Origin of the sequence: Kitasatospora hibisci, from assembly GCF_043950205.1 — a bacterium.
In the GTDB taxonomy this organism is placed as follows: domain Bacteria; phylum Actinomycetota; class Actinomycetes; order Streptomycetales; family Streptomycetaceae; genus Kitasatospora; species Kitasatospora hibisci.
The window spans coordinates 7,574,484-7,600,188 of record NZ_CP171642.1 but is presented as its reverse complement, the minus strand read 5'-3'; the positions used below and the strand labels follow the sequence as shown (position 1 = coordinate 7,600,188).

Sequence of the window (25,705 nt, the reverse complement as noted above, 5' to 3'; positions counted from 1 at the left end):
ACGGCTCCGGTTCCTCGCGGCCGCAGCTCGGGGCCCGGTCCGGCGCCGGTCAGCTGCGGGTGAAGGTCCCCAGTCCCTCGTGGTTGAGCTGCTCGACCACCACGGCCGAGGCCCGACCGTCGGCGCCCACGGTGAACGTCACTCCGGACAGGCCGACGGCGTTCTCCCCCTTGGTCCGGAAGCTGAAGACGTCGCCGTCGTAGTGCTGGAGCGGGAACTCCAGGTCGTCCGGCCCCAGGCTCATCACCAGCCCGCCGTCCCGGGCGCTCACGGTCAGCGGCCCGTAGTAGCCGTTGCCGTACGTCCCGACGTAGGCGGCGTCCGGCCCGGCCGGGGCCGCGCCGGCCGGCGGCTCGGCGTAGTCGGTCGGCGAGACGCCCTCCAGTGCCGCGGCGGGGACGACCTTGCCGAAGAAGCCCAGCCAGTCGACCGTCTCCCGGCCGTTCTGGGCGAGGTCCAGGAACTCCTGGGCCACCGCCTCCGCCACGCCGATCGGCTGACCGTTGGTCAGCACGACGATCCCCATCTGCTCGGACGGCAGCAGCGTCACCACGGTCGCCGCGCCCAGTTCGAAGGCGCCGGAGTGGTTCAGCCGCAGCCGCCCCTCGGGGTCGTAGCTGACGTTCCAGCCGAGGCCGTAGAAGCCGGCGTTGCCCGCCGGCGCCATCGGCGGGTTGGAGACGATCTGCGGCACCCGGGTCTCGTTCAGGCCCGCCGCGTCCACGATCTGCCGGCCCTCGAACGTGCCGTCGGCCAGCTGCAGCCGCATCCACCGGCCGAGGTCCTGCACGTTGGAGCTCACCCCGCCGGCCGGGGACTGCGGGTCCGGGTTCTCGGTGGCGCTGACCTGCCAGCCGGTGTCGGTCCGGACGTGCGGCACCGCCTTGTTCGCCGCGCCGTCGTAGGCGGAGCGCAGCGAACTCGTGGAGCTCATCCCCAACGGCTTGTAGAGGACTTCCGCCGCCAGGTCCTCCCAGGCCGCCCCCTTGGCCTTGGCCACGGCCACGGCCGCCTCGGTCAGGCCGTAGTTGGTGTAGGCGTAGCTCGCCCGGAACGGCGCGAGCGGCTGGTCCCGCAGGTGCTGCAGGATGTAGTCGCGCTGGTAGCCGAGGTCCGCCAGCAGGTCACCCGCGTGGTCCGGCAGGCCGCTGCGGTGCGAGAAGAGGTCGGCGATCGTCACGTGGCTGCTCACCCAGGGGTCGGACAGCGCGAAGCCCGGGTCGTGGACGGAGATCGGGTCGTCCCACTTCACCGCCTTCTGACCGATCGCCCCGGCGACCACCGTCGAGGCGATCGGCTTGGACACCGAGGCGAGCTGGAAGACGGTGTCCGGGCCCACGGGCTCCTGCTTGCCGAGCTCGCGGACGCCGAACCCCTTCGCGTGGACCACCTTGTCCCGGTACACGACGGCGAGGGCCAGCCCCGGGACGCCCGTCTTCGCCATGGCGTCCTGCACGTAGCCGTCGATCCGGCCCACCGCGGCGGAGACCTGCTCCTGCGTCAACTGGGGTGGCGGCTGCGGCGGCGGGGCGGTCGCCACCGTGCCGGACGGGGTGGACGCGGGGCTCGGGGTGGGCGCGGCCGCGGGGTCGGTGGCGGCCGCCGAGGTGCACCCGGCGAGCAGCGGGCCGCTCAACAACAGGCCCGCCAGCAACGGCGCCGCGACGCGCACCCCCGGCCGGGCCGCACTCCGATTCGCCCCGGTGGCCATCCACCGGACCGGGCCGTGACGATGCATCAAGGTGTCCGTCCTCCCTCGTCCGGGCGGCGCGGCCCCGATCCGACACGCCGCCGTCCGCCTCACGGCGCGAGTATTCGACGGCCCGGGACGGCCCCGGCCGCCGCCGCGCGCCGTGGTCCGGCAATCCACCCGCCTGCCGTAACGGCGGCACCGGCCCGGACCGGAGCCACAGGCGGGGCACCCGACGCGCCGGCCTGACGGGGCCGGTCGGACTGGGGGCGTGAAGGACCGGAGAACCAGGCCGAGGCCCGTGAAGCCGAACGCGCGGAGGCGCGTGAACGCGGCCCCTCGCACGTCGTCGATCTGCCGTGGCGGCGGCTGCGGGCGGACGCCGCCACTGCGGGCTACGACTCCTTCGCGACTGTCCCGGACACGGCGGCCGCCGAACCGAGTAGCCCGTCAACACGCGCACGGTCCTCCCTTTGGAGTCCGATTCGACGGCACGCAGTAGATCAGGGTTCCCCCCGGAGCCCGGGAAGCCGCTCCCCCGGCGGAAACAGGTGGACAGAAATATGCAGACCGGTCTACTGTTTCCGGCATGGGAGTCAAGGGCGAGGAGACCCGCGCCCGGCTGGTGGCCGGCACGCGCAACCTGATCGAGGCGCAGGGCTACTTCGGTACCGGCCTCAACCAGATCGTCACCGAGAGCGGGGCGCCGCGCGGCTCGCTCTACTTCCACTTCCCCGAGGGCAAGGACCAACTGGTCGCCGCCGCGCTCGTCCAGGCGGGCCAGGAGATCGAGGAACTGCTCAGGTCGCTGGCCCGCGAGGGCACGGACGCCGCCACCATCATCGGGCAGCTCACCGAGCTCTTCACCGCCCGTCTGGAAGCGTCGGACTACACCAAGGGCTGCCCGATCGCGACCGTCGGCCTGGAGGTGGCCGGCAGCAACGAGGCGCTGCGCCGCACCTGCGCCGAGGTCTACAACAGCTGGCAGCAGGTCATCACCGAGCGCCTGGCCGCCCAGGGCTTCGGCCCCGCCGAGGCCGAGACCACGTCCGGCCAGGCACTCGCCCTGCTGGAGGGGGCGGTCCTGCTGGCCCGCGTGCGGCGCAGTCGCCGCCCCCTGGACGATGCCCGGTACGCCGTTGCCTCGTTGCTCAAGGCCAGGGAACCGAAACGGTGACGCGCGAAGGCCCGCCGCGATGCGGCCCACCGCACGTCACCGCTCCCGTCTGACGAGCCGTCCGGCGGACTCGACCGACCGGCGACTCGCGAACACGCCGATCGGTCCACAGACAACGCCTCGGCCGACGGCACCCTAGCCACCCGTCCACCCCTCCGCCGCTCACGCAGCTCACGCAGCTCCCAAAAATATGCAGACCGGTCTACAGATAAGGATCCCCTGCCATGACCACCAGCCCGGGCACCAGCCCCACCGCCACCCCCGCCTCACCGCCGCGCCCGCCCCGCACGCTCGTCCTCGGCGCCACCGGCTTCATCGGCCGCTGGCTGATCCTCGAACTCCTCGGCCGGGGCGAACCCGTGGCCGCCGCCGTCCGCGGGGGGCGCGGCACGCCCAAGGACCAGGAGCTGCGCCGCTGGCTCCGCGCGCACGGAGTGGACGACACACCGCTGACCACCGTCGCCGCCGACCTCACCCACCCCGGCCTGGGCCTGTCGCCCGAGGACGACACCCGGCTCGCCCACGTCCGCGACGTGCACAACCTCGCCGCCCGCTACGAGTTCGGCCTCCCCCGCGCCGAGGCGCACGCCGCCAACGTCGACGGCGCCCTCCACGTCCTCCACTGGGCGGCGACGCGATCGGGGCTCCGCCGGCTGGTCCACCTCTCCGGCTACCGGGTCGGCCGGGACCTCACACCGCGCCATCCGCTCCCGGCCGCCGAGACCGACGCGCTCTACGCCCGCCTCGGCGCGTACGAGGCGTCGAAGCAGTTGGGCGACTCCGCCGTCCGCGTCGAGGCCCCCCGACTCGGCGTGCCGCTCACCACGGTGAACCCGAGCAGTGTGGTCGGCCACTCCGTGACCGGCGAGGCCGGGCAGTACCTCGGCCTGGCCGAGCTGGTCCGCCAACTCTGGCACGGCCGGCTGCCGTTGCTGCCCGGCACGGCGCGCACCTTCCTGCCGGTGGTCGCGGTCGACCACCTCGCCCGCTTCCTCGCCGCCGTCCCGGAGCACGACCACGGCCCCGCCCATGCCCACACCGTGCTCGATCCGTCCACCCCGCCGCTGACCGAACTGGTCGCCGTGGTCGCAGACCACCTCGGGGTGCCGGCGCCCCGCCGGCTGGTCCCGGTCGGCCTGGTCCGACGGCTGCCGCGTGCACTCACCGGCTCCGATCCCGAGACCCTCACCTTCCTCTCCGAGGACACCTACGACACGACGTCCGCCGACCGCCTCGCCGACGCCGCGGGACTCCACCACCCGCCCGTCCTGCCCCTGTTGCAGCGCTGGGCCGCCCGACTGGCGGCCGACGGCTTCGGGGCGGGCGACGGCTCCACCGCCGGCACCGACTCCGCGGCGCCCCTCGCCGCGATCGGCTTCGCCACCGTCGCCGGGAGCCGCAGCTACCTCCTCGGGGACCGCGGGGCCCCCCGCCACGTCCTCCTCCACGGGGCCGGCACCGATGCGGATGCCTGGCGAACGGTCGCCGCCGAGCTCACGGGACCGGCCCTGGCCCCCGACCTGCCCGGACTCGGCCGGTCCTCCCGGGCCACCGCCCCGGACCACCACTGGCTGGCCGAGCTGCTCGCGCCGGCGAGGACGCGCCCCGTCCTGGTGGCGCACTCGACCGCCGCCGCTGCGGCGCTGCGCTACGCGGCCGACCATCCGGACCGCGTGTCCGGCCTCGTCCTGATCGCACCCCCGCATCTCGGGTCGGACCTCACCGCGGTCGCCGAGCTCCCCTCGCACCGTCCCGGTGCGGCCCGCCGTGCCGGAACCGCACTCCGGAAGGCCCGCCGCTCGTCCGAACGAGCCCGCGTGGCCGCCCTGCTGGCGACCTGTTCGACGCTGGTCCGCCTCATCCCGGCCCCTCCGCTCCCCCAGGCCGCCTACTCCGGCGAACTCGCCCTCGCGATCGAGGATTTCACCCGGTCCCTGCCCTCCCAGTAGTGCGGCGCAGGACGTCGACCCGCTGATGCGCCTCCGCTCCCGGCAGGCGAGCCCGGACGGCAGACGGCTTCGACGAAGCGGCCGCCCCTCGCCCGGGGCGAGGGACGGCCCGGCCGCACGCCCGGCTGCGATCGTGCGGCCTCCCCGGATCTAGTACGAGACCGCGGCCCGCCCCACTGCCGGCGAACGGGCGGACGACTCCGCTCATGGACGGTGCCGGCGGGGGTGGACCAGCCCGCCGCCTTCCGGACGGCCGGGCTCGGGGCCTCGGCACGATCGGCACGGACGCCCGGAGAGCGGCGAAGGCGCGGGCATCCGTGTGAACGAACGTGCCGGCGAGCTCAGCGGCCATCGCCGACCCGCGGCGCGGGATCGGAGGCAGGGTGCTCCCGCGCGGGTCCGAGGAGCCGGTCCGCACCCGGTCCGCAGGTGCCCCCCGCACCGGTCACGGGCCGGCGCACGGAACGTGGCGATCCCCGCGCCCGGGCGTGGGGGTCGCCTGCCGTGTCGGCTGCTGCAGGTCGGGCGGCGCTCAGTCCGTGTCGGATCCGGGCTTCCAGGCGAGCCGGAGTTGCGCTGCGGCGTCAGGGGCTTGGCGAAGACCCGCCCGGTAGGCCGGTTCCCAGGCCGTGCGGTCGCCGAGGTCCGGACCGAAGGCACGCACCGCGGCCGGATCGGGCTCGACGGTCACCACCGTGTGCGCCGCGGCGACCTCCAGTTCCCGGTCGAGCAACTCGCGGGGGAACAGGTGCGCCTGCGGGTCGATCACGACGAGCGTGCGGGCTCCGGCCGCGAGTCCGGCGTTGGTCGCCGACCGCAGGGAGCCGTCCATGTACCGGCGGGCGCCGATGGTGATCGGCGGATAGACGCCCGGGAAGGCCGTGCTCGCCGCCACGGCGGCGGGCAGCGGTGCGCCGCTCGTGCGGTCGAAGACCTCCTGCTCGCCGGTCTCGGTGTCCAGCGCGGTGATGAGCAGCCTCCGGTCCGGCCAGTGGTCCACGCCGGCCAGCGCGCGCATCCGGGCGATGTGCGCCTGCTCGGGGCCGGTCTCGGCGGCGAGCGCGATCCGGCCCACTCGGCGCCGCGCCTCGGCCGGGTCGGAGGCCGCAGCTCCCAGCACCGCGAACGCCTCGCCGAGCCGGCGCCCGTCGACCTGGGGCGGGGTGCCGGCGGAGCCGGCGGGGCGCACCGGCGTGGCGAGCCGACCGGGATCCTGACCGGTGGCCAGCACTGCGCCGATGATCGCGCCGGTCGACGTGCCGACGATCAGATCGGCCTCGCCGAGATCCACCCCGCCGCGGCGCAGTCCACAGGCCAGTCCGGCCGTCCAGGCCGCACCGACGGGGCCTCCCGCACCCAGTGCGAGTGCCCGATCGAGTGAGTGCACGACTGTCTCCCTCCCGTTATTGAAACAGTCGTACCATATACTGACGCGGACTCAGACCGGCAGGATCGAGAGGATGATTCACCGTGGGACGACCGCCGGACCCCGCTCGACGGGAGGCCACGCTGGCCCGGGCGACCGACTACGTACTGGCGCACGGCCTGGCCGGGTTGAGCCTGCGGCCGCTGGCTGCGGCTCTCGACACCAGTCCGCGGATGCTGCTCTACGACTTCGGCAGCAAGCAGGAGTTGGTGGCTGCCGTCCTTGCCGAGGCCCGCCGCCGCGGTGCGACACGGCTGGCCGCGAACCTCCCGGCAGCGGCGGGCTCCCCGGAGGAACGACTGCGCGGCATCTGGGCGTGGATGAGCGCACCGGAGCGCGCCCCGTTCGTCCGGCTGTTCTTCGAGGTGCACGCCGACGGCCTCGTCCACCCCGAGAACTACCCGGACCGGGCCGAGGCGATCACGGGCTGGTTCGACACCCTCGGCGCCACGTTCCGCGACATCACCACCGGCCCTGACGACACCGCCACTCCCACGCTGGTCATGGCCGTGATCCGGGGCCTCCTGTTCGACCTCGCGAACACCGGGGACCGCCAACGCGCCGATCGCGCCCTGGACCGCTTCTGCGAACTCATCCGGCCGTGAACGCGCCATCATCGGCCGCTGCCCGCCTCCGCCGGCGAACTCGCCTGCCGCCGCTGACAATCGCCTCGACCGGCGCCGGCGGGAAACGGGCTGAGCGGCAGCGTCCGCCTTGGTATGGTGCGCCGATGTCCACCATCAAGCAGGTCCAGGTCACCTTCGACTGCGCAGAACCTGAGCGCCTTGCGCGCTTCTGGTGCGAGGTGCTGGGGTACGTCGTACCGCCGCCGCCCGAGGGGTTCGCCACGTGGGACGAGTACAAGGGCTCGCAGTCCCCCGAGGAGCGGGATTCCTGGTTCGCCTGCATCGACCCCTCAGGTGCGGGCCCGCGGCTGTACTTCCAGCGCGTCCCCGAGGGGAAGGCCGCCAAGAACCGGGTGCACCTCGACGTGCGGGTCGGCACCGGGCTCGTGGGCGAGGAGCGCCTCGCCGCACTGGAGGCCGAATGTGCACGACTGGTCCCGCTCGGGGCGGTTCACGTGCAGACGCTGTACGACGGCGACGATGCCTGCATCCCGATGCAGGACCCCAACACACGCGACTACCAGTTCTGCGCAGCATAGCCGCAGGTCAAGTAACAAAGAAGCCCCGCCCGGCACTTGGCCGAACGGGGCGTTTTGCTGTCTGACCACCCGCCAGGGCGGTGCGTGATGTTGACCGCCGGACCCGCGTGCGTCAGATCGGAAGGTCCCACCCAGGGCCGTCCTCGGTGCCGAGCCACACCCGCTGACCGGCGGCCGAGACCGTGATCCCGAACTTCTCCTGGTGGGGCTCGTTGGCGTCCTGCCAGCGCTCCACAGCCCGCTCCACGCGATCCCACAGACGAACGGGACCGCGCTGGACAACGGTCCACCCGCCGTCAGGGTTGGGAGCCGTCCGGGCCTGCGAACCGGTGGACACGTCCCAGAGGATCTGTTCCGCTCCCGCCCCCATGCGTTCGGCCGATGGGGCCGCGAGTTGCGCGACCCAACCGCCGGTCCAGTTGTCGAGCTTGGCGGGGTCGATCTGGCTCGGACGCTCATCCCCGGGCAGCAGGGCCAGCGTAGGGCGCGGCGGCCGGTCGTGCGGCCGGGCGATCATGAAACTGGTGTAGCCGGGGAGGAACCGGCCCGTGGCCTCTCCGGGGCCGGTCACGTCGAGCAGCGCCAGGGCGTTGGCGTAGCTCCACCCGGAGAGGGTGGCCAGGATCTTCCCGCCGGGCTTCACCTGGTGCAGCCATGGCAGCGGGATGTACCGAACCGAACAGGTAGCGATGAGCCGGTCATACTGCCCGCCCTGCGGGTCGCCGCGCAGCCCGTCACCGATGATCAGCCGGGGCGCGAACCCGGCCGCCTTGAGCGCCGTAGCAGCAGCCCCGCCGACCACCGGGTCATACTCGATGCTGGTCAGGTTGGCGTCCCCGAGGCGGTGTGCGCCGAGGGCGGTCGAGTACCCGGTTCCGGTGCCGATCTCCAGCACCCGCTGACCGGCCTCCGCGCCGAGTTGCTGCCACATCCGCAGCACCAGTGACGGCAGGGTGGACGACGACGACGGGGAGCCGGTCACGGCCTCCTCGGTCACGTCGTCGGGCCTGGTCCGGCCGTCCAGTTGGGTGATCAGCGTCTCGTCGGAGTAGACCCCCTCCAGCCACCCGGGATCGCCCTCGCGGACGGGCCGGTAGCTGGTGGGAACGCTGCCCGCCACCGGCAGGAAGTAGGACCCCGTGAACAGTTCGCGGGGAACCGTGGTGGCCGCGCTGCGCCACTCGGGTTCGGTGAGGGTGCCGTCCTCGGCGAGCCTGTCCGCCAGGGCGCTGCGAAGCTGAGCCGATGTGCTCACGTGTCGGGGCCTTTCTCCAGTTGGTCGGTAAGAGCTTGGGCGACAGCGGCGGTGGTCTGCGCTGGCTGCCACGCCCATTGGCCGTTCGGGTTGCACTCAAGGAAGTACCAGTCACCCGCTAGGGTCACAGCGAAGTCGAACGCGCCGTAGTGCAAACGGAGTTCGGCGAGATAGGCCGCGACCGCACGGGCGACCGACGCGGGTACCTCGATCGAGGTGCACGTCATCAGGTCTTGACGGTAGCGCCAGTCGAGATCGGGGCTGTCGATCCGGACCCCGAACAGTCGGTCGCCCACGGCGGTCACCCGCACGTCGAACGCCTTGTCCACCTTGGCTTGGAACATGTGGGGGCAGGCGGACACGGCGTCGGTGATCTCGGCCGCGTGCACCTCCCGGACCCACACGCTGTGCGGCTGATCGTCCACGCGGTAGGGCGTGTTCCACACGGGCTTGTAGACCACTCCGCCGGGCTGCTGGGCTGCGAACGTCCGAGCCTCGCGCGGGTCGTCGGTGATCACCGTGCTGGGCACAGGGAACCCGCAGCGCTGCGCGGTCGAGAGCTGCACGGGTTTGAACTCGGCAGCACGGTTGTTCCACGGATGATTGACGTAGTGCGCGCCGGGCAGTGACGCGAGGATGCCCCCGGCGCCCCACAGGGCCTGTTCGGCAGCGAACCGCCGGTCTTGGCCACTCAACTCCGGCGGCCCCTCGTAGGGCGAGGGCCTGCGCACCCACACGGACCGAATCCGGGTGGTGTCGATCTCCCGGCTCGCCGTGCGCAGGGTGCCCCGCTGGGCGCCCGTGCGGTACGTGGCGGTCAGCGAGGCACCCGTGTGCAGGTCGGTGCCGGGGTCGAGACGGACCACAGGAACCCGGCGCTCGGCTAGAAGTCTGAGCACCACGTCCGCTGTCACGTCGTAGGGGTTGGTCAGCACCAGTACCGACCTGCTGTCGCGCATCAGCCGGAACTCTGGTCCTGGTCGTACGACTCGGTGCTGTCGGAGTCGGTTGCGCCACCCGGGCCGGAGCCGTCACCGGGCGTGGTCGTGGTGGGGGTCAGGCCGCTTGTGCTGGTGCCGTGGTTGCCCAGTTCGACCGTTCGGCCGTGCTCGTCCACGATGACCGCGATCTGGGTTTCGGGGTCGATCACGGGCGTGTACTGCGGAACCGTGGTGGTGGCCGCGTACGGCCCCATCCGTTGTGTGCCCCACGGTGCGGGCGTCTGCGTCATCTGTGCTGTACCTCCGTTTCCTGCGAACGTCGAAGTTCAACACCTCGGCTGCGAAGCCGAGTTGTCTATCCCACCTCGGCCGAATCGCCCTGTCCAGGGTCGAACCGGTCGGAGTGGTCGTGCCCCGCTCCGGACACGGAGGATGATGTGCCCGGAGCGGGAGTTGGGCCCCGTCCCGGCGGGGGCGTTGACCCTTCCCCGCCCGCCGGAACGGGAGTTCACCGGGCGCGACTATCCACGCCCGAGGGGGCACGCAGTGCGGAGCGGGCCGGCTCGCCGGGGTGCGTCCACCCGAGGGGGAACAGCACGGGCTCACCGGGGAACAGCTCGGCCCACTCGGCGCTCATGACACCGCCCCATCGGCCGCACGTCAGGCACCGCCAGAAGGGCCCGCCCGGACCGCTCTGTAAGGCACCGGGCTCCGTGGTCGTCTCGACCTTGTGTCCGGGCCCCTGGGGGCACTCGTGCATCTCGACTCCATACCATGAATCGTCTGCGCCCCGCCCTGGTCGTCCGTGCCGTCCACCGTCACGTCACCAGGGCGGGGGTTGTGCAGCCTGGCGGCAAATCAGGTACCTGCCGGGGGTCTCGGGTGGCGTTTGGGTGTCAGGCCGCCTGGATGACGCTCTGGTGCGCGTCCGGGTCGGCGGTGCGGTGCCGGCGGGCGACGCGCGCTCGGACGGCCGCCATGTCAACGCCGTGGTAGCGCATCACGCTGTCGTGTACCGCCCGCATCTTGTCGAGCGTGGCGTCAAGCTCGGCCGTGGTCGCGCCGGTCTGGCTGGTCACCTGGTTGTCGAGCGTGCGCCCGAGGGCGCGCAGCTCGGCGCTCGCCGCAGCCAGGTTGAACGGCTGTCGGATGGTGGTGAGCGCGCCGGTCATTGTGCGATTCCTTCCGGTTCGTAGGGGACCTGTTGGTACGACCCCGGCAGCGTGCTGCGGCACCACGATGTGATGGGCCCATCAGAACGCTGGGCTGTGCGGCGTCAGGAACGGAGCCCGGTGGAACAGCTCGGCCGGGGCCGAGCCCGCCGAGCGCGGGCAGCACCTCGACAGCGAGGGTCACGGCGGGTCTCCGGTGCGTACGTGGCGAACGGTGATCCGCCGAGCGGCACGTCTTCGGCGCCACCAGGTTTCCCAGTCTCCGCCGTAGACGATGCCGAGCATGGCGACCGCCAGGGCGAAGAACCACCACACCCACCGACGCGCGGCGTACGGGTCGAGTTTGGCGAGGGCGACCACCAGAACGGCGGGCCCCAGGGCGAGCGTCACGCCCAAGGCACAGGCAGCAAGAGCCTTGCGGTTCACGCCGGTTCCTCGTTGGGCACCAGCACCATCGGGACCGAGGCCGCGTCCAGGCTGTACGACCGGTGGTCCTGGTTGAGCCACGTGTGCGTGCGCGCCCACTCCGCCACGGCCCCCACGTCCGCACTCGGCCGGGACGTCTCGCCGCACATGGTGCCGTCTTCGTCCTCGGACACACAGGACAGGACGTAGCGCGCCGGTACGATCCGAGGGTCATCCGGGCGCAACTTCCAGTCCCCGAAGCGAGTAACGGTCCGGTTCGTCTCCTGGCAGTCCGTGTGTGTCAGACCCGAATCCGCAGGTAGTGGTGCGGTGTAGCGGCTGATACGACGACAGGTGTCCGTGCCGGTTTGAGATGATCGAGGTTCTCTACGCCTGATCGCTCTACCGGCAAGGACACCTGCCAGGTGAACAAGATATCGCGTCGCCGTACCGCCTTCCGTGCCCCCGGTAGGCGCTGGACCCGGCTGAACGCCCAGCTGGGCGGGGTGGACGGGTCGCTGACCGAGAACGGCGGCCTGGTGCTGGTGGCCGAGCTGGACCGGGCGCTGGGCGTCACGGCCGCGCTGGACGCGGCGGTCGGTCCGGTCAAGGAGCGTGACCGGGGCTTGTCCGGGGGTGAGTTCGCGCTGGCGCTGGCAGCGGTGCAGCTGACCGGCGAGGACCACCTGGTCGGCTTCGACCGGCTGCGGGCGGATGTCGTCGGTGAGGGGCTGCTGCCTGCGCCCGTCCCGCCGTCCACGACGGCCGCCACGCTCGCCGCGCGGTTCGACCAGGCCAGGCGGGAGGGTATCGAGCGGGCGTGTGCGCAGGTCACCGCCCGCGCGCTGGCCGGACTCCCGGTCGCCGAGCGGGCCCGGATCCTGGCCGGGCGGGTGACGGTCGACCTGGACGCCAAGGACATCGAGGTCTACTCGACCCGCAAGGAACAGGTCGTCCGTTCCTACAAGGGCGAGGTCTCGGGCCGGGTGCACGCCGCGCACTGGGCCCAGGCCGGCACCGTCCTGGCCGCCGACCTCCTGGACGGCCGCTCGGACGGCCGCACCCACGCCCCCGGTCAGATCGACCGGGCGGTGGACGCCGTGCGCACGGCCGGAGCCACCGGTCCGGTCCTCATCCAGGGCGACACGGGTTACTACGCCGGGAAGGTCGCGGAGAAGATCGCGGCCCGCGGATGCCTGTTCCGCCTCGGCGTCCCGCGCAGCCGGCCGCTGTGGCGGGCGGTCGCCGCCGTGCACGAGGACGACTGGATCGACGCCCTGGACTACCCGACCGCGCAGGTCGCCGTGCTGGCCTACGCTCCGCCCGGCTGACCCGAGGGCACCCGCGTGATCGCCCGTCGGGTCCGCTACCAGGCCGCCGAGCTGTCCGCGGATCCGCGCTCGCGCCGCTCGCGCACCGTCGGCAAGGACCAGCTCGCCCTGGCCCTGGAGGGTCTGGAGGACCAGGCATACGCCTACTCGTTCTTCGTCACCAACGAGGAGCTGGACCTGGACGAGGAGATCGCGGCCGCGGAGTGGGAGTTCCGCCGCCGCACCCGGATCGAGGAACTGTTCCGCGACACCGCCCACGGCGCGGGACTCAACCACCTTCCCTCCGGCTCCCACGCGGTCAACAGCATGTGGACGTGGGGCGCGCTCCTGGCCTACAACCTCACCGCGTGGCTCCAGATGCTCGCCCCCATCGGCACCGCCCGCCGCCGCATCGCCACCGTGAGACGCCTGCTGATCCACCGCGCCGCCCGATGGACGGTCACCGCCCGCCGCCACGAACTGCGCTTCACCGCCGCGGCCCGTGCGCTGATCGCCAACACGCTGGCCCGGATCCGTGCCCACCGGCACCTTTCAGCAGCCTGACCGACTGCCCCGACCGGGCCCGAACCACCCGACACCGCCCTGGAAAGCCGCCCACCCGCGCGACAGCCGGGCCACCGGCCTACCCGGCCACGCCACAACGGCGCCGACGGCCAGCAAAGAGACCAACTGACAGGCCGTCGGCCACTACCTGCGGATTCGGGTCAGAACCGACGGGAGTTCCCTGGTCGGCATGCTGCTCATTCGGCCTCCAAAGTGCTGAGTGCCCGTCACGTCCCATGGACGGTACGGGCACTCAGCGCGGCCGAGGGGCACAGTTTGCGCCCATGACTATCCGTCAGGCAGCAAGCCCGGTAGCGGTTGCAAGGTCTCGGGCGGCAGTTCGAACAGATGGCGGGCCGTCCAGCAGGCCCCTGACCAAGTCATGAGCTTCATGGTTCCACCGGGCGGTGTCGGGCGCTGCCTCCACTGCGTCGGTGAGCAGCGATGCCACCCAATCCGGTTCGCCCCGCAGCGCGTATGCCCGCGCGACCTCGATCAAGTGCCGTGCCCGCCTCGGCCGCGCAGGAAGTTCCGCCGGTGCCAGCCGGTCAGCCCACCGCAAGGCGGTGCCGACCTGTCGCAGCTCGACAGCGACTGTCACAGCGTGCACCGGGACTACCCGTGCAGATCCGGATGTCGGCGAGTGCCAGAAATCAGACGGCAGGGTCCTGGCGACCTCCTCGGCTCGGTCGAACCAGCCCCAAGCCTCGCCCGACTCTCCCGCGCGAGCGTACGTAATGGCCGCATGGAACGCCATGTCTGCCCATGCCGCAGCAAGCGACGGGGAATCACCCCTGACCGGCCCGAGCAGCCGCAGAGCCTCTTCAGTGAGCGTCTGGGCGCTGTCCCACTGTCCGGACTTCCGGAACGCCTCCACCAGGAACCAACAAGCCTGCGAAACCGCGACGGCATCACCGGACGCTCGGGCGGTCGCCAAGGAACGCTCCGCCACGCGCCAGACCAGGTTTCCATCCCCCTGGTAGGCGGCGAACATCTGAACGAGATTCAGAGCAGAGGCGTACAGTGCCTCAGCACGCCGACGATCCGGGCAGTCAGGGTGCGATGCGGCGACCGACGCGGCCGATACCAGCGCCGGGAGCAGTTCCCCAAGAGCCGTACGGTGGTCGCCTCGGGAGTCCCGAGCTTGCCAAGCCACAGCCACCTGAGCCGCAACGTGATCGATGCTCGGGACTGAGCCATCGGCCAGGCCCAGGGGCGCCGAGTCAACGGCCCGCCGGACCACCGACAGCGCCGGATGCTCCGCTCCGGAGAACAGCGCTCGGGGCATCGATACGTCCCCTGTCAGGGCCGACAGGTCTTCGACGCCCAAGTGTTCTGCGATCTTCACCAGCATGGGCAGACGAGGCGGAAGGAGCCGGCCGTTCTCAACAGCCTTCAACCATCCCTCTGAACGGCCTACCAACCCGGCCAGCACGGCACGGGACTTGCCCGCGCGCTCCCTGAAAAGCTTGATGCGCTGGCCAACAGACAGCGCCGGATCAACAGCCATAGCCATGGGGTAAGAGTAGGACCAGCGCTGCTGGGCCAACACCGGTTCGAACCGAGCACGTGGGAAGGGGCGAGTGAAGGCAGGGTGGCGGGCGGGAACGCAACAAGGCCCCGGCCCAACCACCCGATGAAGGCGGAAGGGACGGGGGCGTTCATGTGCGCGGGACCGATCAGTCCCAGATATCGGAGTCGTCTGCTGACTCCGGCGGGGCAATGGCCACTCGCGCACTCGGCGAGAGCCCCAATTCTCTGATATATCGCGAGAGTTGAGAGCGGTACTGTGCTGCGATGGTGGCGGCGCCGTTCTTCACCGTGCCACGCTCGGCGGTGACCATGAGTCCGCGTTCGGACAGGTCCCGCTCAGCCCAGGGCCTCGGTCGGGGACGGCGGCTAGGAATCGGCGCAGGTCAGCGGCGCCCTCCGGGGCGAGCGGGGAGACATGGGCAGTCAACTGCTCCAACGCCGGGGGCATAGGGGATGATGTTCGGGCAGGCACGGTCTCGCTCGGTTCTCATGGGTCTCGACAACCACATGATCACCGGCACCGTGCCTGCACTGCTTTCCCGCCCGATCCGCCACAGAACGGCTCATGACGGTGCATCACTCGCGAGAATCGCGAATCGGACACTTCTCGATCACGCAATGACCCTGGGCATGGGTGCGGGCATGTAGCCGTACGGCGGGCGGCCACCGCCGCGCCAGCGAAGCGGCATCTTGCGCATGGCGGCCTGTGCGCCGCTGACGCGGTCGCTGATGGACTGCGACTCGAACTGTGCGGCAAAAGCCAGCATGAACAGTTGGAGTTCCGCCATGGGGTCCATGGGGTTGCGGAAGTCGAACACCTGCCGGCCCCCGCCCAGACCCTCGGCGAAGATGAGTACCTTTCGTTGCTCGCGCGCCCAGTTGGCGAGGGCGTACATGTGCCCCATGGACCGGATGGCACGGTCAAAACGCCAGAACACCAGCGCGTCGTACGCGCCCGGGTTACTGAGCCAGCGGAGAAGCTGCGGGCGCTCCCACGGGGACGTCTTGGACGCGCTGACGTCAAGGTCCACCGCTTCGCGGAGCGCCTCACCCTCGCCGAACGTGACCCGCAGGTCTCCGGCTACGTGGTCGCACGCTTCCCGCTGGCGCTCGGGGCTGGTGGTCTCGTCCGTGAGGACGGACAGCCGGATGCACCGGACACCCCGAAGGGTCTCGGTGAACACCGTGCCGGACAGTGGGTTGCGCGCATCTTCCATGTCCCACTTGGGGAGCCCGCCTTGCCCCTGACCAGCACAGATGCCGCTGCCATCTCTCACACTCCAGAACATCCAGTTCTGTGTGTTGGGAGACCCCGAGGGCAACGAGTTCTGCCTCGACTGAGTCAGGCCGTCGGCCGGCCCGGTGAGGCGGGCGACTCGAACCCGAGCAGGTGCCAGCTGACGCCCGGCCGGCCGTGCAGGTCCGTCCGCTCGCTCACGTGCAACAGGTCCAGCCCGCGGGCCCGGGCGAGCTCGACGGTCTCCTCCGGCGTGATCTCGAACATCCGCCGGCCGGGCGGCACCGGACCGTGCCGCAGCGAGAGGAGGACACGCCCGCCGGGCGCGACCAGTCGGGCGATCGTGTCCATCGCCGACGGCCGCTCGTGGTCGGCCAGATGCATCCAGACGGCGCAGAGCAGGACCAGGTCGAAGCGCTCGCCCGATGCACGGATCCCCGACGCCTCCGGGAGCGCGTCGTCGACCCAGCGGATGCCGGCGTCCCCATGGATCCGTTGCCCGGCTCGGCGCAGTTCGGCGGTCGGCTCGGCCGCGACGACCCGGTGGCCGCGGGCGGCGAGCGCGGCGGCGTCGCGGCCGGTACCGGCGCCGAAGTCGAGTACAGCGGAGGGCTGTTCGGGGAAGAGGTGCAGGACCTCACGGTGCACCTCCTCGAACGTCACACCCTCGTACTGGCGCACCAGCTCCTCCGCCTGCTCGCCGTAACCCGCGTTGCTCGCCAGCCCGTTCGGCACAGCTCCCCCTCCGGCGCTCGACCGCGGGCCGTGGCGTCCCCTCCACCCGGTCGGTCGACGCCCGGTCGGCACCGGGACGGCGACGCCGGCCGTGGTGCAACGCTCGGCCCGCACGTTCACGACGATCTTGCCCTGGTCTCCGCGCCCTTTCAACCGCCGGTGGACGTCGCACGTCAGGGCCCGGTTGCAGTGAGTCCCCCGAGGGCGCCGCCACCCCGGACGGGACATTCGACGCCCACCGGCTCCCCCTCGGCTTCTCGCACGGCGTCCGGAACGGCGGCCCGGGCGCGGCGGAGCGGCCGGCGCCGAGGGCCGGCCCGCCGGCCCCGACCGAGCCCGGGGTCAGGCCTCGCCGGGGTGCCAGGCGGGCCACTCCCAGGGTCGGTCGGCCCACTGGACGCGGACGGGGTCGTGCGGGTCGAGGTCCGGGAACAGCTGGTGGATGCGGGGCTCGAACTCCTCGGGGCCCAGCGGCTCCCAGCCGTGGCCCTCGAAGCGGACCAGGCGGTAGCGGCTGTCGGTGCGGAACTCGGCGACCTCGACCAGCGGCTTGTTGGTTTCCATGCCCCCAGCATGTGGCGGACCCCGGACGTCCGCACCCGGGGTACGGCAGGCAGCGTAGGGCGGCGCGGGGCGGGTGGCGAACCGGGCGGCGGGCCGGTGGACGCGGCGGTGTGCGGGCCGGAAGGGACGCGCGGGACGACGCCCGGGGGGTGAACCCCCTTTCCAGTCATGTCCCCGCGACGGCGGGCTCGTTGAGCACGGGGATCGGCTCGCCGGTGGTCGGCGGCATTCGGCGGGAGGACGTGAGCGATGGGCGGGCAACCGGAGAGCGGGCAGTGGAAGTGGCCCGAGCACGCGTGGCAGCCCCCGCCGGTGCCACCGCCGCCGCCCGGACCGGCGGCCGGCCGCTCCGCACCGACGTCCACGTCCGTGCCCTTCCCCAGGGCTGCCCCGGCGGGCTCGGCGGGCTCGGCTCGCGCGGGCGGGTCCGGCAGCGCGGCGGCGTCCGCGACCAGGCCGCAGCACCGGCGGCGCCTGCGGTGGGCGGTCACCGCAGGCGGGACGGTGGCCGCCCTGGCGGCCGTCCTGGTGATGTGCGGGCCCGGGTCGGCTGACGAGAACTCCGGGGTGGTGGGCTTCCCGGGGGAATCCCCCTCCTCCGCCCCGTCGTCCGCCCTCGCCACACCCGTGGGCGGCGCCCCCGAGGCGGTGTCGGTACCGGGCGGGTCGACGCCCACCACCGCGCCCCTCGCCGCCTCGGCCCTGCCGGAGGCCTCGCCCGCACCCGGGGCGACCCCCTCGCCCGAGGAGGCGCAGGCACCGGGTGGGCGGACCGCCGGGGAGGGCGATCCCACCGGGTCGGACCACGCCGCGGCGCCCCGGTCCACGCCGAGCCGTACGGCGCGGCCCGGGCCGTCGCGACGACCTGCGGGCGGCGGCGCGGCAGGGCAGGGCGCGGCGCCGGCGGCCCCTGCCCCGGCCCCGAACAAGGCCCCGAGCCCGCCGGCGACCGGCCCCACCGTGCCCGGCATCGGATCGCTCTGCGAGCAGGCCGAGCGCCTGGGCCGCTGGCCGGCCGGATCGGACCAGGCCCGCCTCTGCCACGGCCTCTACGGCTGACGGGGCGGGGGGCCGGCCGGCCACCCCGCCACCGACGAACCGTGCGAACCCACCCCTCACCCCGCGCCCAGCAGCCCCCGGTCCAGCCGGGGCGCCAGGACCCGGGCGAGCGTGTCGGTGATGTGCCCGGTGTCCCGGTAGAGCACGACGCCCTCCAGCACCGCCGGGCAGTCCGGGCCGGTGCCCGGGCAGAGCAGCGGGCCGAGGTCGAGCACCCGGACGCGGTAGCGCTCGGCGAGCCCGCCCTCGATCAGCGGGTCGCGCTCGAAGGCGGACTCCCGGGGGAAGAAGCAGGCGTCCGACCGGCCGTCCGAGGCGGCCAGGCAGGTCGGGATGTCCTTGCCGGGCATCGGCGTGTCGCCCAGGTAGGCGAGCGGCGCGCCGACCGCGGTGAGGCGGTCCAGCGTGCGGGCCCAGCCGTCCGCGCGCTCCTCCTGGCTCCCGTACCGGTTGAGGCCGGCCATCAGGACCAGCTTCGGCCGGTGGCCGGTGGCCAACCGGGTCAGGGTGTTCTCGCGCCAGCGGTCGCACTCCTCGAAGGTGCGCCCGAGGACGTTGTTCCGCACGGTCAGCGTGGCCAGCGGGCAGCCGGGCTTCACCAGCACCTCCAGGGCCCAGTGCCGTTGCTCGGCGAGGGTCAGCGCGGCGGAGATCCACTGTCCGGCGTGCGAGTCGCCGAGCAGCACGATCCGGTCGGGGCTGTCCTGGTCGCCGAACAGGCAGCGCGGGCTGGTGTCGGCGCCGAGCGGGATCTCACAGCCCTTGCCGGGCGGGAAGTCCTCCCTGGCCCGGGCCAGCGACGGCGTCAGGGCGAGCACCCGGGTACCGGGGGCGAGCAACGCGGGACCGTCCACAGCGCCGGCCGGGACCACCACGGGGGCGCCGGCGCTGCCCAGCGCCCGGACGGTCCCGCCGCCGAGGGTCAGACCGGCGATCAGCGGGATCACCAGGGCGCTGGCGCCGACCGCGAGGCCGCGGCTGGGCGCCGGGCTGCTGCCGTAGCGCAGCGGCTGCTCGACCAGCCGCAGGGTGAGCCAGGCCGGCAGGGCGGCGGTGGCCGTGAGCGCAACCAGCGTGCTCCACGGCAGCGTGCCGTAGCGGGCCTGGGCGATGGTCAGGACCGGCCAGTGCCAGAGGTACCAGGCGTAGGAGAGGCGGCCGACGGCCCGCAGCGGGCGTGCGGCCAACAGGCGGCCGACGTCGGCGACGCCGAGGGCCCGGTGCACCGGGCCGGCGAGCAGGACGGCGGCCGTGCCGAGGACGGGCAGCAGGGCGGCGGTACCGGGGAACGGCGTGTCGCGGTCGTACCGGAAGACCGCGACGACGACGGCCGCCGCGCCGGCCCAACCGGCCAGGCGCAGCACCCGACCGAGTGACCGCCCGGTGGCGCCCGTACGCGCGGACCTGCGCGCCAGCGCCGGGCCGAGCAGCGCCGCGCAGGCGCCGGCGGCGAACTCCCAGAGGCGGCTCGCGGTCGAGAAGTAGCCGAGCGGCGCGGAGCCGGCGGTCCAGCGGACGCAGAGCACGAGCGACCCGGCGCCGATCGCGACGGTCGCGAGTGCCGTCGCCACGGTGCGGCGGCGGCCGGTGAGGAAGCGGGCGAGGCCGAGCAGCAGGACACCCCAGAGCAGGTAGAACTGGTTCTCCACGCCCAGGGACCAGAAGTGCTGCAACGGGCTCGGGTCGCGTCCGGCCGCGAGGTAGTCGGTCTGCTGCCCGACGAAACGCCAGTTGGCGAACTGCCCGGCAGCGGCGATCAGGTCCCTGGCCAGATCGGTGCCGCGGAGCGGGTCGAGCAGTGCTCCTCCGGCCAGGGCGGTGGCGACCAGGACGACGGCGGCGGCGGGCAGGATGCGGCGGGCGCGGCGGGCGGCGAAGTCCCGGAGGCCGATCGGTCGGGCCAGCAGTAGGCCGGTGATCAGGAACCCGGAGACGACGAAGAAGACGTCGACGCCCACGTAGCCGCCGGTGAAACCGGGGACGGCGGCGTGGAAGGCGAGGACGGCGAGGACGGCGACGCCCCGCAAGCCCTCGATGTCGGGGCGGAAGGCCGCCCGCCGACGGGTCTCCTCACCCTGGGCGACGACGGACGCGGACGTCGCGGACGCGGACGCCACGACGGCGGCCGGCCGGTGCACCAGCCCGAGCGAGACGGCCGGCAGGGCCGCCGCATCGGCTGCGTCGCCGCTGTCGGGAGCGACGGTCTCGGGGGCGGGACGGACGGCGCCCCGGGGTTTCGGTTCTGCGCGCGACGGTTCGCCGGGCGGGCGCCCGGCGTTCGGAGGTACGGCGTTCGGTGGTACGGCCGTGGTCACGGCGGTGCTCCTTGCCTGACTGGCAGCGGTGGGTCGGGACCGCCGGGCCGATGGGGCGGCCGGGCGGCGGGTCCGCGCCGGTGGGGCGACGCAAGGAAGAGCAGGAAGAGCAGCGGAACAGGGAGCGCAGGAAGCGGGGAGGAGGCCGACCGGGCGGCGCCTCGGCCGCGCGACGGAACTCGGCGAATCGAAGGAATGGGTGACGGGACGTCAGAAGACGAGCGGATCCGCCCAGCCCGAGGCCAGCAGGCCGCAGAGCAGCAGCACGGCGGTCACGGCGACCGCCTCGGCCCGGCCGAAGCCGAGGTCCGAGCCGCGCCGGGCGGGCGGGGCGACTTCGGCGACGGCGGCACCGTTGCCGCCGCGCAGCAGGGGCCAAAGGGCCCGGAGGAGCGGGACCGCCGTGTAGGCGGTGAGTCCGAGGAGCGCGGCGAGCGCCCAGTAGGGCTGCCAGCCGTGGAGGGCGACGGCCCGTGCGAGGCCGGCGGCGCCCGCGAGGACGACCAGGCCGAGCCAGCCGACGCCGATCCGGGCGACCGTCCGGGCGAGTGAACTGCCGCCGGAGACCGCACCGGTGGGCACCCAGTCGGCGCTGCGCCGGCGCAGCGCGTGCGCGATGGCGACCACGTGGCAGAGCCCGCCGAGGAGTTGGACCCGGGTGACCTCGAACCGCCAGCGGGTGCGGGACATCGCGGGCAGCAGGACCAGCGCGACCCAGATCGGCGGCAGGAACGGCAGCACCTGCCAGGGCTCGATCTCGTCGGGCCGGAAGAACAGCATGATCAGCGCCGGCAGCGGCACGGCGAAGACGTTCACCGCACTGGTGAGGTAGCCGAGGATGCCGTTCCAGAAGCAGAGCCGGGCCGAGCGGGGGAGCGGACCGCGCCGGAAGCCGGGATCGCCGACCAGGGCGAGCGAGCCGAGGCACCAGCGGTACTGCTGGCTGATGAAGGCGGGCAGGCCGGTGGGCGACATGCCCTTCGCGACCAGGGCCGGCACGTAGCGGGTGGTCCAGCCGGCGCGGGCGAGCGAGAGGCCGGTGTAGAGGTCCTCGCTGTGGTCGATCTCGGCGAACCCGCCGACCCGTTCGAGCGCCGCACGCCGGTAGAGCGCATTGGTGCCGCAGCAGACGGTGCCGTCCTGGGCGTCCCGGGAGGGCTGGATCCAGCGGTAGAAGATCTCCTGGGTGGCTCCGGCGGCCCGTTCCAGCCACGACATGCCGGGGTCGGTGTCGAAGCACTGGGGGCTCTGCACGATGCCGACCTCGGGACTGTCGAGGTAGGGCACCAGGTGGTGCAGGAAGTCCGGTCGCGGGCAGAAGTCGGCGTCGAGCACGGCGATGATGTCGCCGTCGCCCTCGGCCAGGCCGTGGTTGAGGTTGCCGGCCTTCTTGAACCGACCGCGGTCGGGCCGGGCCCGGTACCGGAAGCCGTGGGACTCGGCGAGTTCGCGGACCTCGGGGCGGGCCGCGTCGTCGAGCACCAGGACGGTCAGCTCGCCGGGCCAGCGGACGGCGGCGGTGTGCCGGTAGGCGTTGGCCAGGACGTCCAGCGGTTCACCGGCGGTGGGCAGCAGGAGGTCGACGGAGGGGCACCGGGCCGGCCGCCAGGCGCGTAGCAGCAGGTCGTGCGAGTCGCGGGTGAACCGGCGGGCGCGCTGGCCGTCGGTCAGGGAGAGCAGCCAGGTGGCGGCGTTGAGCACGGTCAGCACCAGGAAGGGCCACAGCAACGGGCGGCTGAGCGCGAACAGGCCGAGGGTGGCGGTGGCGCCGGCGTAGGAGAGGGTGGCGCAGAGCAGCACCCAGCGGCGCTGCGGGCCGAAGTACCAGTAGAGCTCCTCGTCGTCGGGCGGCGCGGGCAGCCGGGGCGGGACTGGCGGTGAAGGCGGACCGGGAGGTCCGGGTGGAGCGGGTGGTCGCGGGGCACCGTCCGCGACGTGGTGGCGCGGACCGGTCTCGGAAGCAGGCATGGCGGTGCCACGGGCTACGGGCATGCGGAAATGGCCCCCCTGGGCTCGGACGGAACGTGGCCGTTCGTCCGCCACCCTCTCACATTGGCCTAGACCAATAATGAACGAGGTGTGACATCTCCGCATCGCCCCAGCTCGTCGCTTGACGGCAGGTCAGGACTACTGCCGGGTAAGCTCCTTCACGAGCTTCTCGAACCGCAGATCCGGCCGGCGCGGGATCCCGAAGCGCTCGTCCCCGTACGGGAACGGCGAGTAGACGCCGGTGCGGCGGAAGCCCCGGCGCTCGTACCAGGCGATCAGGTCGGCGCGCTGCTCGATCACGGTCATCTCCAGCTCGACCGCGCCCCACTCCTCCTCCGCGAACCGCTCGGCCTCGGCCAGCACGGCCCGGCCCAGCCCGCCGCCCTGGTGGCCCGGGCTGACGGAGAACATCCCGAAGTAGGCGTGCCGCCCCCGGCGCTCCAGCTGGCAGCAGGCGACCAGCTCGCCGTCCGGCTCGGCGACCAGGACGACGCCGTCGGGGTTGGTGACCGCGCGGGTGACGCCCTCGGCGTCCGTGCGCTGGCCGTCCAGCAGGTCGGCCTCGGTGGTCCAGCCGGTCCGGCTGGCGTCGCCGCGGTAGGCGGACTCGACCAGCGCCACGAGGGCGGGCACGTCGGCCACGGTCGCGGGACGGAAGGCGAGGTCGACCGTCGTTGCGGCGGCCTGGGGCCGGTCGGTCTCTCGGGTGGTCTCGGGCACGGGGTCCTCGTCTCTCCGGTGGGGCGGCCGAACGCATGCCGATCCGGTACCGGATCGGTACCGATCACTGGAATCGTGCCACAGCACCGGCCGGAAGCGATCCGGCCTGCGGGGCCGCCATCGGCCCCGTCCGCACCGGGCCGCACCCCCTGCGTCCGCTCCCCTCCGCCCCACCCGGCGCCGCCCCGTCCGCTCCCCCGGCGCCCGGACGCCCGCCGCCCGTCCGCAGCCCTGGTCTCCCCTCCCGCCCGGCCACCCCGGATCTTCCGCCACCTGCTGCGCGACGTGCCAGGGCGGACATACGATCATCGGGTGTCGCCACGAACCGCATCCTCGTTGACGCTCTGGTCCAAGGACTCCGTCCTCGCCATCGCCTCCGCCGGCTCGGTGCTGTCGATCGGCTCGGTCGGCTCCGTGCTCTCGGTGGGCTCGGTCGGGTCCGTCCTGTCGATCGGCTCGGCCGGCTCGGCCATGTCCGTCCTGTCCGCCGGCTCCTGGCTGAGCCTCGGCTCGCTGCTCTGCGCGAACTCGCGCTGGTCGGTCCTGTCCTGGCGCTCCCGCGGCGGGCTGCTGGCCGCCGGAGCGGTGGCCACCGCCGCCACGGGCGCCGCCCTCGCCGGTCGCTCCCGCCCCCGCGCCCCGCACGCCGTCCGGTAGTCCGCCACGGCTCGTCCGGGTAGCCCACCGGAGCTCGCCGCACCACCCCGGCCGTCCCGGCACGCACCGGCCCGCCCCGGCACACGCGGACGACGCGGCACGTACCGGCCGCCCGCCCCTCACCCGCCGGGCGCCACCCGGTGCAGGGCGGTGAGCAGGCTGCGCACCGCCGGCCCGGGCGGCCCTGCGGGAACGGCGAGGTGCGTCGTCAGCGCCGGGGTCCGCAGCGGACGCACCACGACGCCCGGCAGGTCGGGCAGCTCCGCCACCCGGTAGAACACCGTCCAGGACGAACGGTCGGCGGCGATCCCGCTCAGCGCACCGGCGAGCGTGGTGAACTCCGGCCCGCGGACGAACCCCGCGCCGTCCGGCAGGGCGCCCGTCAGCAGGTCGTGGAAGGCCGGATTGGCCTCGCGCGGTGCGAGGCGCAGCGGCAGGGCGGCCAGCCGGGCGGGTTCCGGCTCCGGGTCCGCCGCCGCGGGGTGGTCCGCGGGCAGCGCCGCGTACAGCGGATCCGTCCACATCGGCAGCAGCTCCAGCCCGGGCACGGTCACCCGGCCGCGCAGGAAGGCGGCGTCCAGGGTGCCGGCGAGCACCGCGGCGGGCCGCTGCGCCGGCGGGAGCCGGACCGGGCGGACGCGCAGCCCGGGTGCCACTTCGGCGAGCGCACCGAGGACCTGGTAGAGCCGGGGTCCGGGACCGTGCACGACGCCGAGCCGGAGCAGGCCGTCGCCGCCGGCGGCGAGGCCGGCCGCAACCTCACGGGTGCGGTCCGCGGCTTCCAGCACCGCCCGCGCCTCGACGAGCAGGCGTTCCCCCGCGGCGGTGAGCCGCGCATGCCGGCCCGAGCGGTCGAACAGCTCCAGGCCGAGGCCCCGCTCCAGTGCGCGGATCCGCTGGCTGACCGCCGACTGGACCACCCCGAGCCGCACGGCTGCGCGGCCGAAGCCGCCGTCCTCGACGACCGCGAGGAAATACCTGAGCTGCCCGAGCTCCACGCCCCGCCCTCCCGTCCACCCATCACCGGAGCTGATCCGTGCCATCGCCAACCGCGCCTGGTGGCGGCGCCATTCCCGCGGTCGAATGAAGGCCGCCCGGCCGGCCCGCCGCCGGGACCCGGGCGCGACCACTTGGAGGATCACGCATGCCGTCACCCGCCGTCCTGCCGCCGTCCGGCCCTGCACCGTCCGGCCCGTTCCCGTCGGCTCCCGCTCCGGCCACGGCCCGTCGGCCCACGCCCGCCGACGACGGTGGAGCCCTGGTGGTGCACCCCGACGCCGCCGAGGAGGTGCCGCTGACCGCCGGCAGCGCGTTCCGGCTGCTCGCCGACGCCAGCGGCACCCACGGCGCCCTGGGGGCCAACCGCCTGCTGCTCGCCCCCGGTGCGGACGGTGCCCGCCCGCACCACCACGCCCGCAGCACCGAACTGTTCCACGTCCTCGCGGGCAGGGCCGCGTTCCTGCTCGGCGACCGGCTCGTCGAGGTCGCCGCGGGCGGTCTGGTGGTGGTGCCGCCCGGCCTGGTGCACGCGTTCGGGGCGGCGCCGGGCACACCGGCCGACCTCTTCGTGGTGGCGACGCCCGGCGTCGAGCGCTTCGGCTACTTCCGCCACCTGGGCCGGATCGCCGCGGGCGAGGAGGACTTCGGCACGCTGCACGCGCACCAGGACCGGTACGACGTCCACTTCGCCGACCCCGCCCGGTGGCAGGAGCTGCGCACCGTCTGACGCCGCGCCGCCTGCCCGGGCCTGCGCGCCGCCCGCCGAGGGGGCGGGAACGGCCGCCGGTGCCGACCGCGCCCACACCGGCCGACGACCGGGCCGGGTGGTTCCCCGGGGCCACC

General features: G+C 73.5%; 26 protein-coding genes and 1 pseudogene. 9 read left to right on the top strand and 18 right to left on the bottom strand.

The genetic code is table 11. The features are described 5' to 3' along the window. Window positions 1-49: 49 nt before the first annotated feature. On the bottom strand, window positions 50-1,738 hold the full coding sequence (locus tag ACF9IK_RS33095; protein WP_395298751.1) for a serine hydrolase: 1,689 nt from the start codon (window positions 1,736-1,738) through the stop codon (window positions 50-52). 541 nt (window positions 1,739-2,279) lie between these two features. On the opposite strand from ACF9IK_RS33095, the gene ACF9IK_RS33090 reads away from it, so the two are divergent. Continuing rightward, window positions 2,280-2,867, top strand: a complete 588-nt coding sequence (locus tag ACF9IK_RS33090; RefSeq protein ID WP_395297749.1) for a TetR/AcrR family transcriptional regulator — start codon at window positions 2,280-2,282, stop codon at window positions 2,865-2,867. A gap of 224 nt (window positions 2,868-3,091) precedes the next feature. Next, the gene (locus tag ACF9IK_RS33085; protein WP_395297748.1) at window positions 3,092-4,816 is read left to right on the top strand and encodes an alpha/beta fold hydrolase; all 1,725 of its coding nucleotides are present in this window, start codon (window positions 3,092-3,094) and stop codon (window positions 4,814-4,816) included. A gap of 532 nt (window positions 4,817-5,348) precedes the next feature. Here the strand turns inward: ACF9IK_RS33085 and ACF9IK_RS33080 are convergent. After that, window positions 5,349-6,203: a patatin-like phospholipase family protein gene (locus ACF9IK_RS33080; protein ID WP_395297747.1), complete on the bottom strand. Its 855-nt coding sequence runs from the start codon at window positions 6,201-6,203 to the stop codon at window positions 5,349-5,351. 83 nt (window positions 6,204-6,286) lie between these two features. Here ACF9IK_RS33080 and ACF9IK_RS33075 point away from each other — a divergent pair, with 83 nt between their 5' ends. Both ACF9IK_RS33075 and ACF9IK_RS33070 read left to right on the top strand, forming a co-directional pair. Further along, entirely contained in the window at window positions 6,287-6,847 is a 561-nt protein-coding gene (locus ACF9IK_RS33075) for a TetR family transcriptional regulator (protein WP_395297746.1), read from the top strand. Window positions 6,848-6,972: 125 nt separating this feature from the next. Then, on the top strand, window positions 6,973-7,407 hold the full coding sequence (locus tag ACF9IK_RS33070) for a VOC family protein (RefSeq protein WP_395297745.1): 435 nt from the start codon (window positions 6,973-6,975) through the stop codon (window positions 7,405-7,407). A 112-nt stretch (window positions 7,408-7,519) separates the two neighbouring features. On the opposite strand, the gene tgmC is transcribed toward ACF9IK_RS33070, so the two are convergent. The 7 genes from tgmC to ACF9IK_RS33035 all read right to left on the bottom strand — a co-directional run bounded on the left by tgmC (window position 7,520) and on the right by ACF9IK_RS33035 (window position 11,374). Continuing rightward, window positions 7,520-8,662, bottom strand: a complete 1,143-nt coding sequence (gene tgmC, locus ACF9IK_RS33065) for an ATP-grasp peptide maturase system methyltransferase (protein WP_395297744.1) — start codon at window positions 8,660-8,662, stop codon at window positions 7,520-7,522. After that, window positions 8,659-9,621: an ATP-grasp ribosomal peptide maturase gene (gene tgmB, locus ACF9IK_RS33060; RefSeq protein ID WP_395297743.1), complete on the bottom strand. Its 963-nt coding sequence runs from the start codon at window positions 9,619-9,621 to the stop codon at window positions 8,659-8,661. The genes tgmC and tgmB overlap by 4 nt, the downstream gene beginning before the upstream one ends. Then, entirely contained in the window at window positions 9,621-9,893 is a 273-nt protein-coding gene (tgmA, locus tag ACF9IK_RS33055) for a putative ATP-grasp-modified RiPP (RefSeq protein WP_395297742.1), read from the bottom strand. Before tgmA ends, tgmB begins: the two co-directional genes overlap by 1 nt. Before the next feature lie 218 nt (window positions 9,894-10,111). Next, complete coding sequence (locus ACF9IK_RS33050) at window positions 10,112-10,240, bottom strand: hypothetical protein (protein WP_395297741.1); 129 nt, start codon at window positions 10,238-10,240, stop codon at window positions 10,112-10,114. Between the two features lie 259 nt (window positions 10,241-10,499). Then, window positions 10,500-10,775 carry a PE domain-containing protein gene (locus ACF9IK_RS33045; RefSeq protein ID WP_395297740.1) on the bottom strand — a complete coding sequence of 92 codons (276 nt, stop codon included), beginning with the start codon at window positions 10,773-10,775 and terminating at the stop codon, window positions 10,500-10,502. Between the two features lie 180 nt (window positions 10,776-10,955). Further along, the gene (locus ACF9IK_RS33040) at window positions 10,956-11,201 is read right to left on the bottom strand and encodes a hypothetical protein (RefSeq protein ID WP_395297739.1); all 246 of its coding nucleotides are present in this window, start codon (window positions 11,199-11,201) and stop codon (window positions 10,956-10,958) included. Then, a complete protein-coding gene (locus ACF9IK_RS33035) occupies window positions 11,198-11,374 on the bottom strand; it encodes a hypothetical protein (protein ID WP_395297738.1) in 177 nt (58 codons plus the stop codon). The genes ACF9IK_RS33040 and ACF9IK_RS33035 overlap by 4 nt, the downstream gene beginning before the upstream one ends. A gap of 231 nt (window positions 11,375-11,605) precedes the next feature. On the opposite strand from ACF9IK_RS33035, the gene ACF9IK_RS33030 reads away from it, so the two are divergent. Next, entirely contained in the window at window positions 11,606-12,511 is a 906-nt protein-coding gene (locus ACF9IK_RS33030) for a transposase (RefSeq protein ID WP_395292269.1), read from the top strand. 15 nt (window positions 12,512-12,526) lie between these two features. Next, on the top strand, window positions 12,527-13,054 hold the full coding sequence (locus ACF9IK_RS33025) for a transposase (protein ID WP_395297737.1): 528 nt from the start codon (window positions 12,527-12,529) through the stop codon (window positions 13,052-13,054). A 295-nt stretch (window positions 13,055-13,349) separates the two neighbouring features. Here ACF9IK_RS33025 and ACF9IK_RS33020 read toward each other — a convergent pair whose 3' ends face one another. The 5 genes and pseudogenes from ACF9IK_RS33020 to ACF9IK_RS33000 all read right to left on the bottom strand — a co-directional run bounded on the left by ACF9IK_RS33020 (window position 13,350) and on the right by ACF9IK_RS33000 (window position 17,123). After that, the gene (locus ACF9IK_RS33020) at window positions 13,350-14,570 is read right to left on the bottom strand and encodes a helix-turn-helix domain-containing protein (RefSeq protein WP_395297736.1); all 1,221 of its coding nucleotides are present in this window, start codon (window positions 14,568-14,570) and stop codon (window positions 13,350-13,352) included. Window positions 14,571-14,733: 163 nt separating this feature from the next. Further along, on the bottom strand, window positions 14,734-14,916 hold the full coding sequence (locus ACF9IK_RS33015; protein WP_395298750.1) for a P27 family phage terminase small subunit: 183 nt from the start codon (window positions 14,914-14,916) through the stop codon (window positions 14,734-14,736). Window positions 14,917-15,213: 297 nt separating this feature from the next. Then, a pseudogene (locus tag ACF9IK_RS33010) lies at window positions 15,214-15,804 on the bottom strand (recombinase family protein); the annotation flags it as partial. A 125-nt stretch (window positions 15,805-15,929) separates the two neighbouring features. Further along, the gene (locus tag ACF9IK_RS33005) at window positions 15,930-16,559 is read right to left on the bottom strand and encodes a class I SAM-dependent methyltransferase (RefSeq protein WP_395297735.1); all 630 of its coding nucleotides are present in this window, start codon (window positions 16,557-16,559) and stop codon (window positions 15,930-15,932) included. Window positions 16,560-16,901: 342 nt separating this feature from the next. Continuing rightward, window positions 16,902-17,123, bottom strand: coding sequence for a hypothetical protein (locus ACF9IK_RS33000; protein WP_395297734.1), 222 nt, complete (start codon window positions 17,121-17,123; stop codon window positions 16,902-16,904). Between the two features lie 504 nt (window positions 17,124-17,627). Between ACF9IK_RS33000 and ACF9IK_RS32995 the strand changes: the two genes are divergently transcribed. Continuing rightward, window positions 17,628-18,182, top strand: a complete 555-nt coding sequence (locus ACF9IK_RS32995; protein WP_395297733.1) for a hypothetical protein — start codon at window positions 17,628-17,630, stop codon at window positions 18,180-18,182. Window positions 18,183-18,238: 56 nt separating this feature from the next. Here the strand turns inward: ACF9IK_RS32995 and ACF9IK_RS32990 are convergent, their stop codons facing one another. From ACF9IK_RS32990 to ACF9IK_RS32980, 3 genes are all read right to left on the bottom strand, one after another. Then, on the bottom strand, window positions 18,239-20,497 hold the full coding sequence (locus ACF9IK_RS32990) for an acyltransferase family protein (RefSeq protein ID WP_395297732.1): 2,259 nt from the start codon (window positions 20,495-20,497) through the stop codon (window positions 18,239-18,241). Window positions 20,498-20,707: 210 nt separating this feature from the next. Next, window positions 20,708-22,489, bottom strand: a complete 1,782-nt coding sequence (locus ACF9IK_RS32985; RefSeq protein ID WP_395297731.1) for a glycosyltransferase family 2 protein — start codon at window positions 22,487-22,489, stop codon at window positions 20,708-20,710. A gap of 135 nt (window positions 22,490-22,624) precedes the next feature. Beyond that, window positions 22,625-23,206 (bottom strand): GNAT family N-acetyltransferase, encoded by a 582-nt coding sequence (locus ACF9IK_RS32980; protein ID WP_395297730.1) that lies wholly within the window; start codon window positions 23,204-23,206, stop codon window positions 22,625-22,627. 312 nt (window positions 23,207-23,518) lie between these two features. On the opposite strand from ACF9IK_RS32980, the gene ACF9IK_RS32975 reads away from it, so the two are divergent. Next, window positions 23,519-23,863 carry a hypothetical protein gene (locus tag ACF9IK_RS32975; RefSeq protein WP_395297729.1) on the top strand — a complete coding sequence of 115 codons (345 nt, stop codon included), beginning with the start codon at window positions 23,519-23,521 and terminating at the stop codon, window positions 23,861-23,863. A 119-nt stretch (window positions 23,864-23,982) separates the two neighbouring features. On the opposite strand, the gene ACF9IK_RS32970 is transcribed toward ACF9IK_RS32975, so the two are convergent. Then, the gene (locus ACF9IK_RS32970) at window positions 23,983-24,861 is read right to left on the bottom strand and encodes a LysR family transcriptional regulator (protein ID WP_395297728.1); all 879 of its coding nucleotides are present in this window, start codon (window positions 24,859-24,861) and stop codon (window positions 23,983-23,985) included. Window positions 24,862-25,007: 146 nt separating this feature from the next. On the opposite strand from ACF9IK_RS32970, the gene ACF9IK_RS32965 reads away from it, so the two are divergent. Then, complete coding sequence (locus ACF9IK_RS32965) at window positions 25,008-25,589, top strand: cupin domain-containing protein (RefSeq protein ID WP_395297727.1); 582 nt, start codon at window positions 25,008-25,010, stop codon at window positions 25,587-25,589. Window positions 25,590-25,705 lie beyond the last annotated feature (116 nt).

Excerpts from the sequence above, each read along its gene's own strand:
- ACF9IK_RS33095 (WP_395298751.1), bottom strand. The coding sequence starts at position 1,738 with ATGCATCGTCACGGCCCGGTCCGGTGGATGGCCACCGGGGCGAATCGG.
- ACF9IK_RS33090 (WP_395297749.1), top strand. The coding sequence starts at position 2,280 with ATGGGAGTCAAGGGCGAGGAGACCCGCGCCCGGCTGGTGGCCGGCACG.
- ACF9IK_RS33085 (WP_395297748.1), top strand. The coding sequence starts at position 3,092 with ATGACCACCAGCCCGGGCACCAGCCCCACCGCCACCCCCGCCTCACCG.
- ACF9IK_RS33070 (WP_395297745.1), top strand. The coding sequence starts at position 6,973 with ATGTCCACCATCAAGCAGGTCCAGGTCACCTTCGACTGCGCAGAACCT.
- tgmB (WP_395297743.1), bottom strand. The coding sequence starts at position 9,621 with ATGCGCGACAGCAGGTCGGTACTGGTGCTGACCAACCCCTACGACGTG.
- tgmA (WP_395297742.1), bottom strand. The coding sequence starts at position 9,893 with ATGACGCAGACGCCCGCACCGTGGGGCACACAACGGATGGGGCCGTAC.
- ACF9IK_RS33050 (WP_395297741.1), bottom strand. The coding sequence starts at position 10,240 with ATGAGCGCCGAGTGGGCCGAGCTGTTCCCCGGTGAGCCCGTGCTGTTC.
- ACF9IK_RS33045 (WP_395297740.1), bottom strand. The coding sequence starts at position 10,775 with ATGACCGGCGCGCTCACCACCATCCGACAGCCGTTCAACCTGGCTGCG.
- ACF9IK_RS33020 (WP_395297736.1), bottom strand. The coding sequence starts at position 14,570 with ATGGCTATGGCTGTTGATCCGGCGCTGTCTGTTGGCCAGCGCATCAAG.
- ACF9IK_RS33000 (WP_395297734.1), bottom strand. The coding sequence starts at position 17,123 with ATGGAAACCAACAAGCCGCTGGTCGAGGTCGCCGAGTTCCGCACCGAC.
- ACF9IK_RS32985 (WP_395297731.1), bottom strand. The coding sequence starts at position 22,489 with ATGCCCGTAGCCCGTGGCACCGCCATGCCTGCTTCCGAGACCGGTCCG.
- ACF9IK_RS32965 (WP_395297727.1), top strand. The coding sequence starts at position 25,008 with ATGCCGTCACCCGCCGTCCTGCCGCCGTCCGGCCCTGCACCGTCCGGC.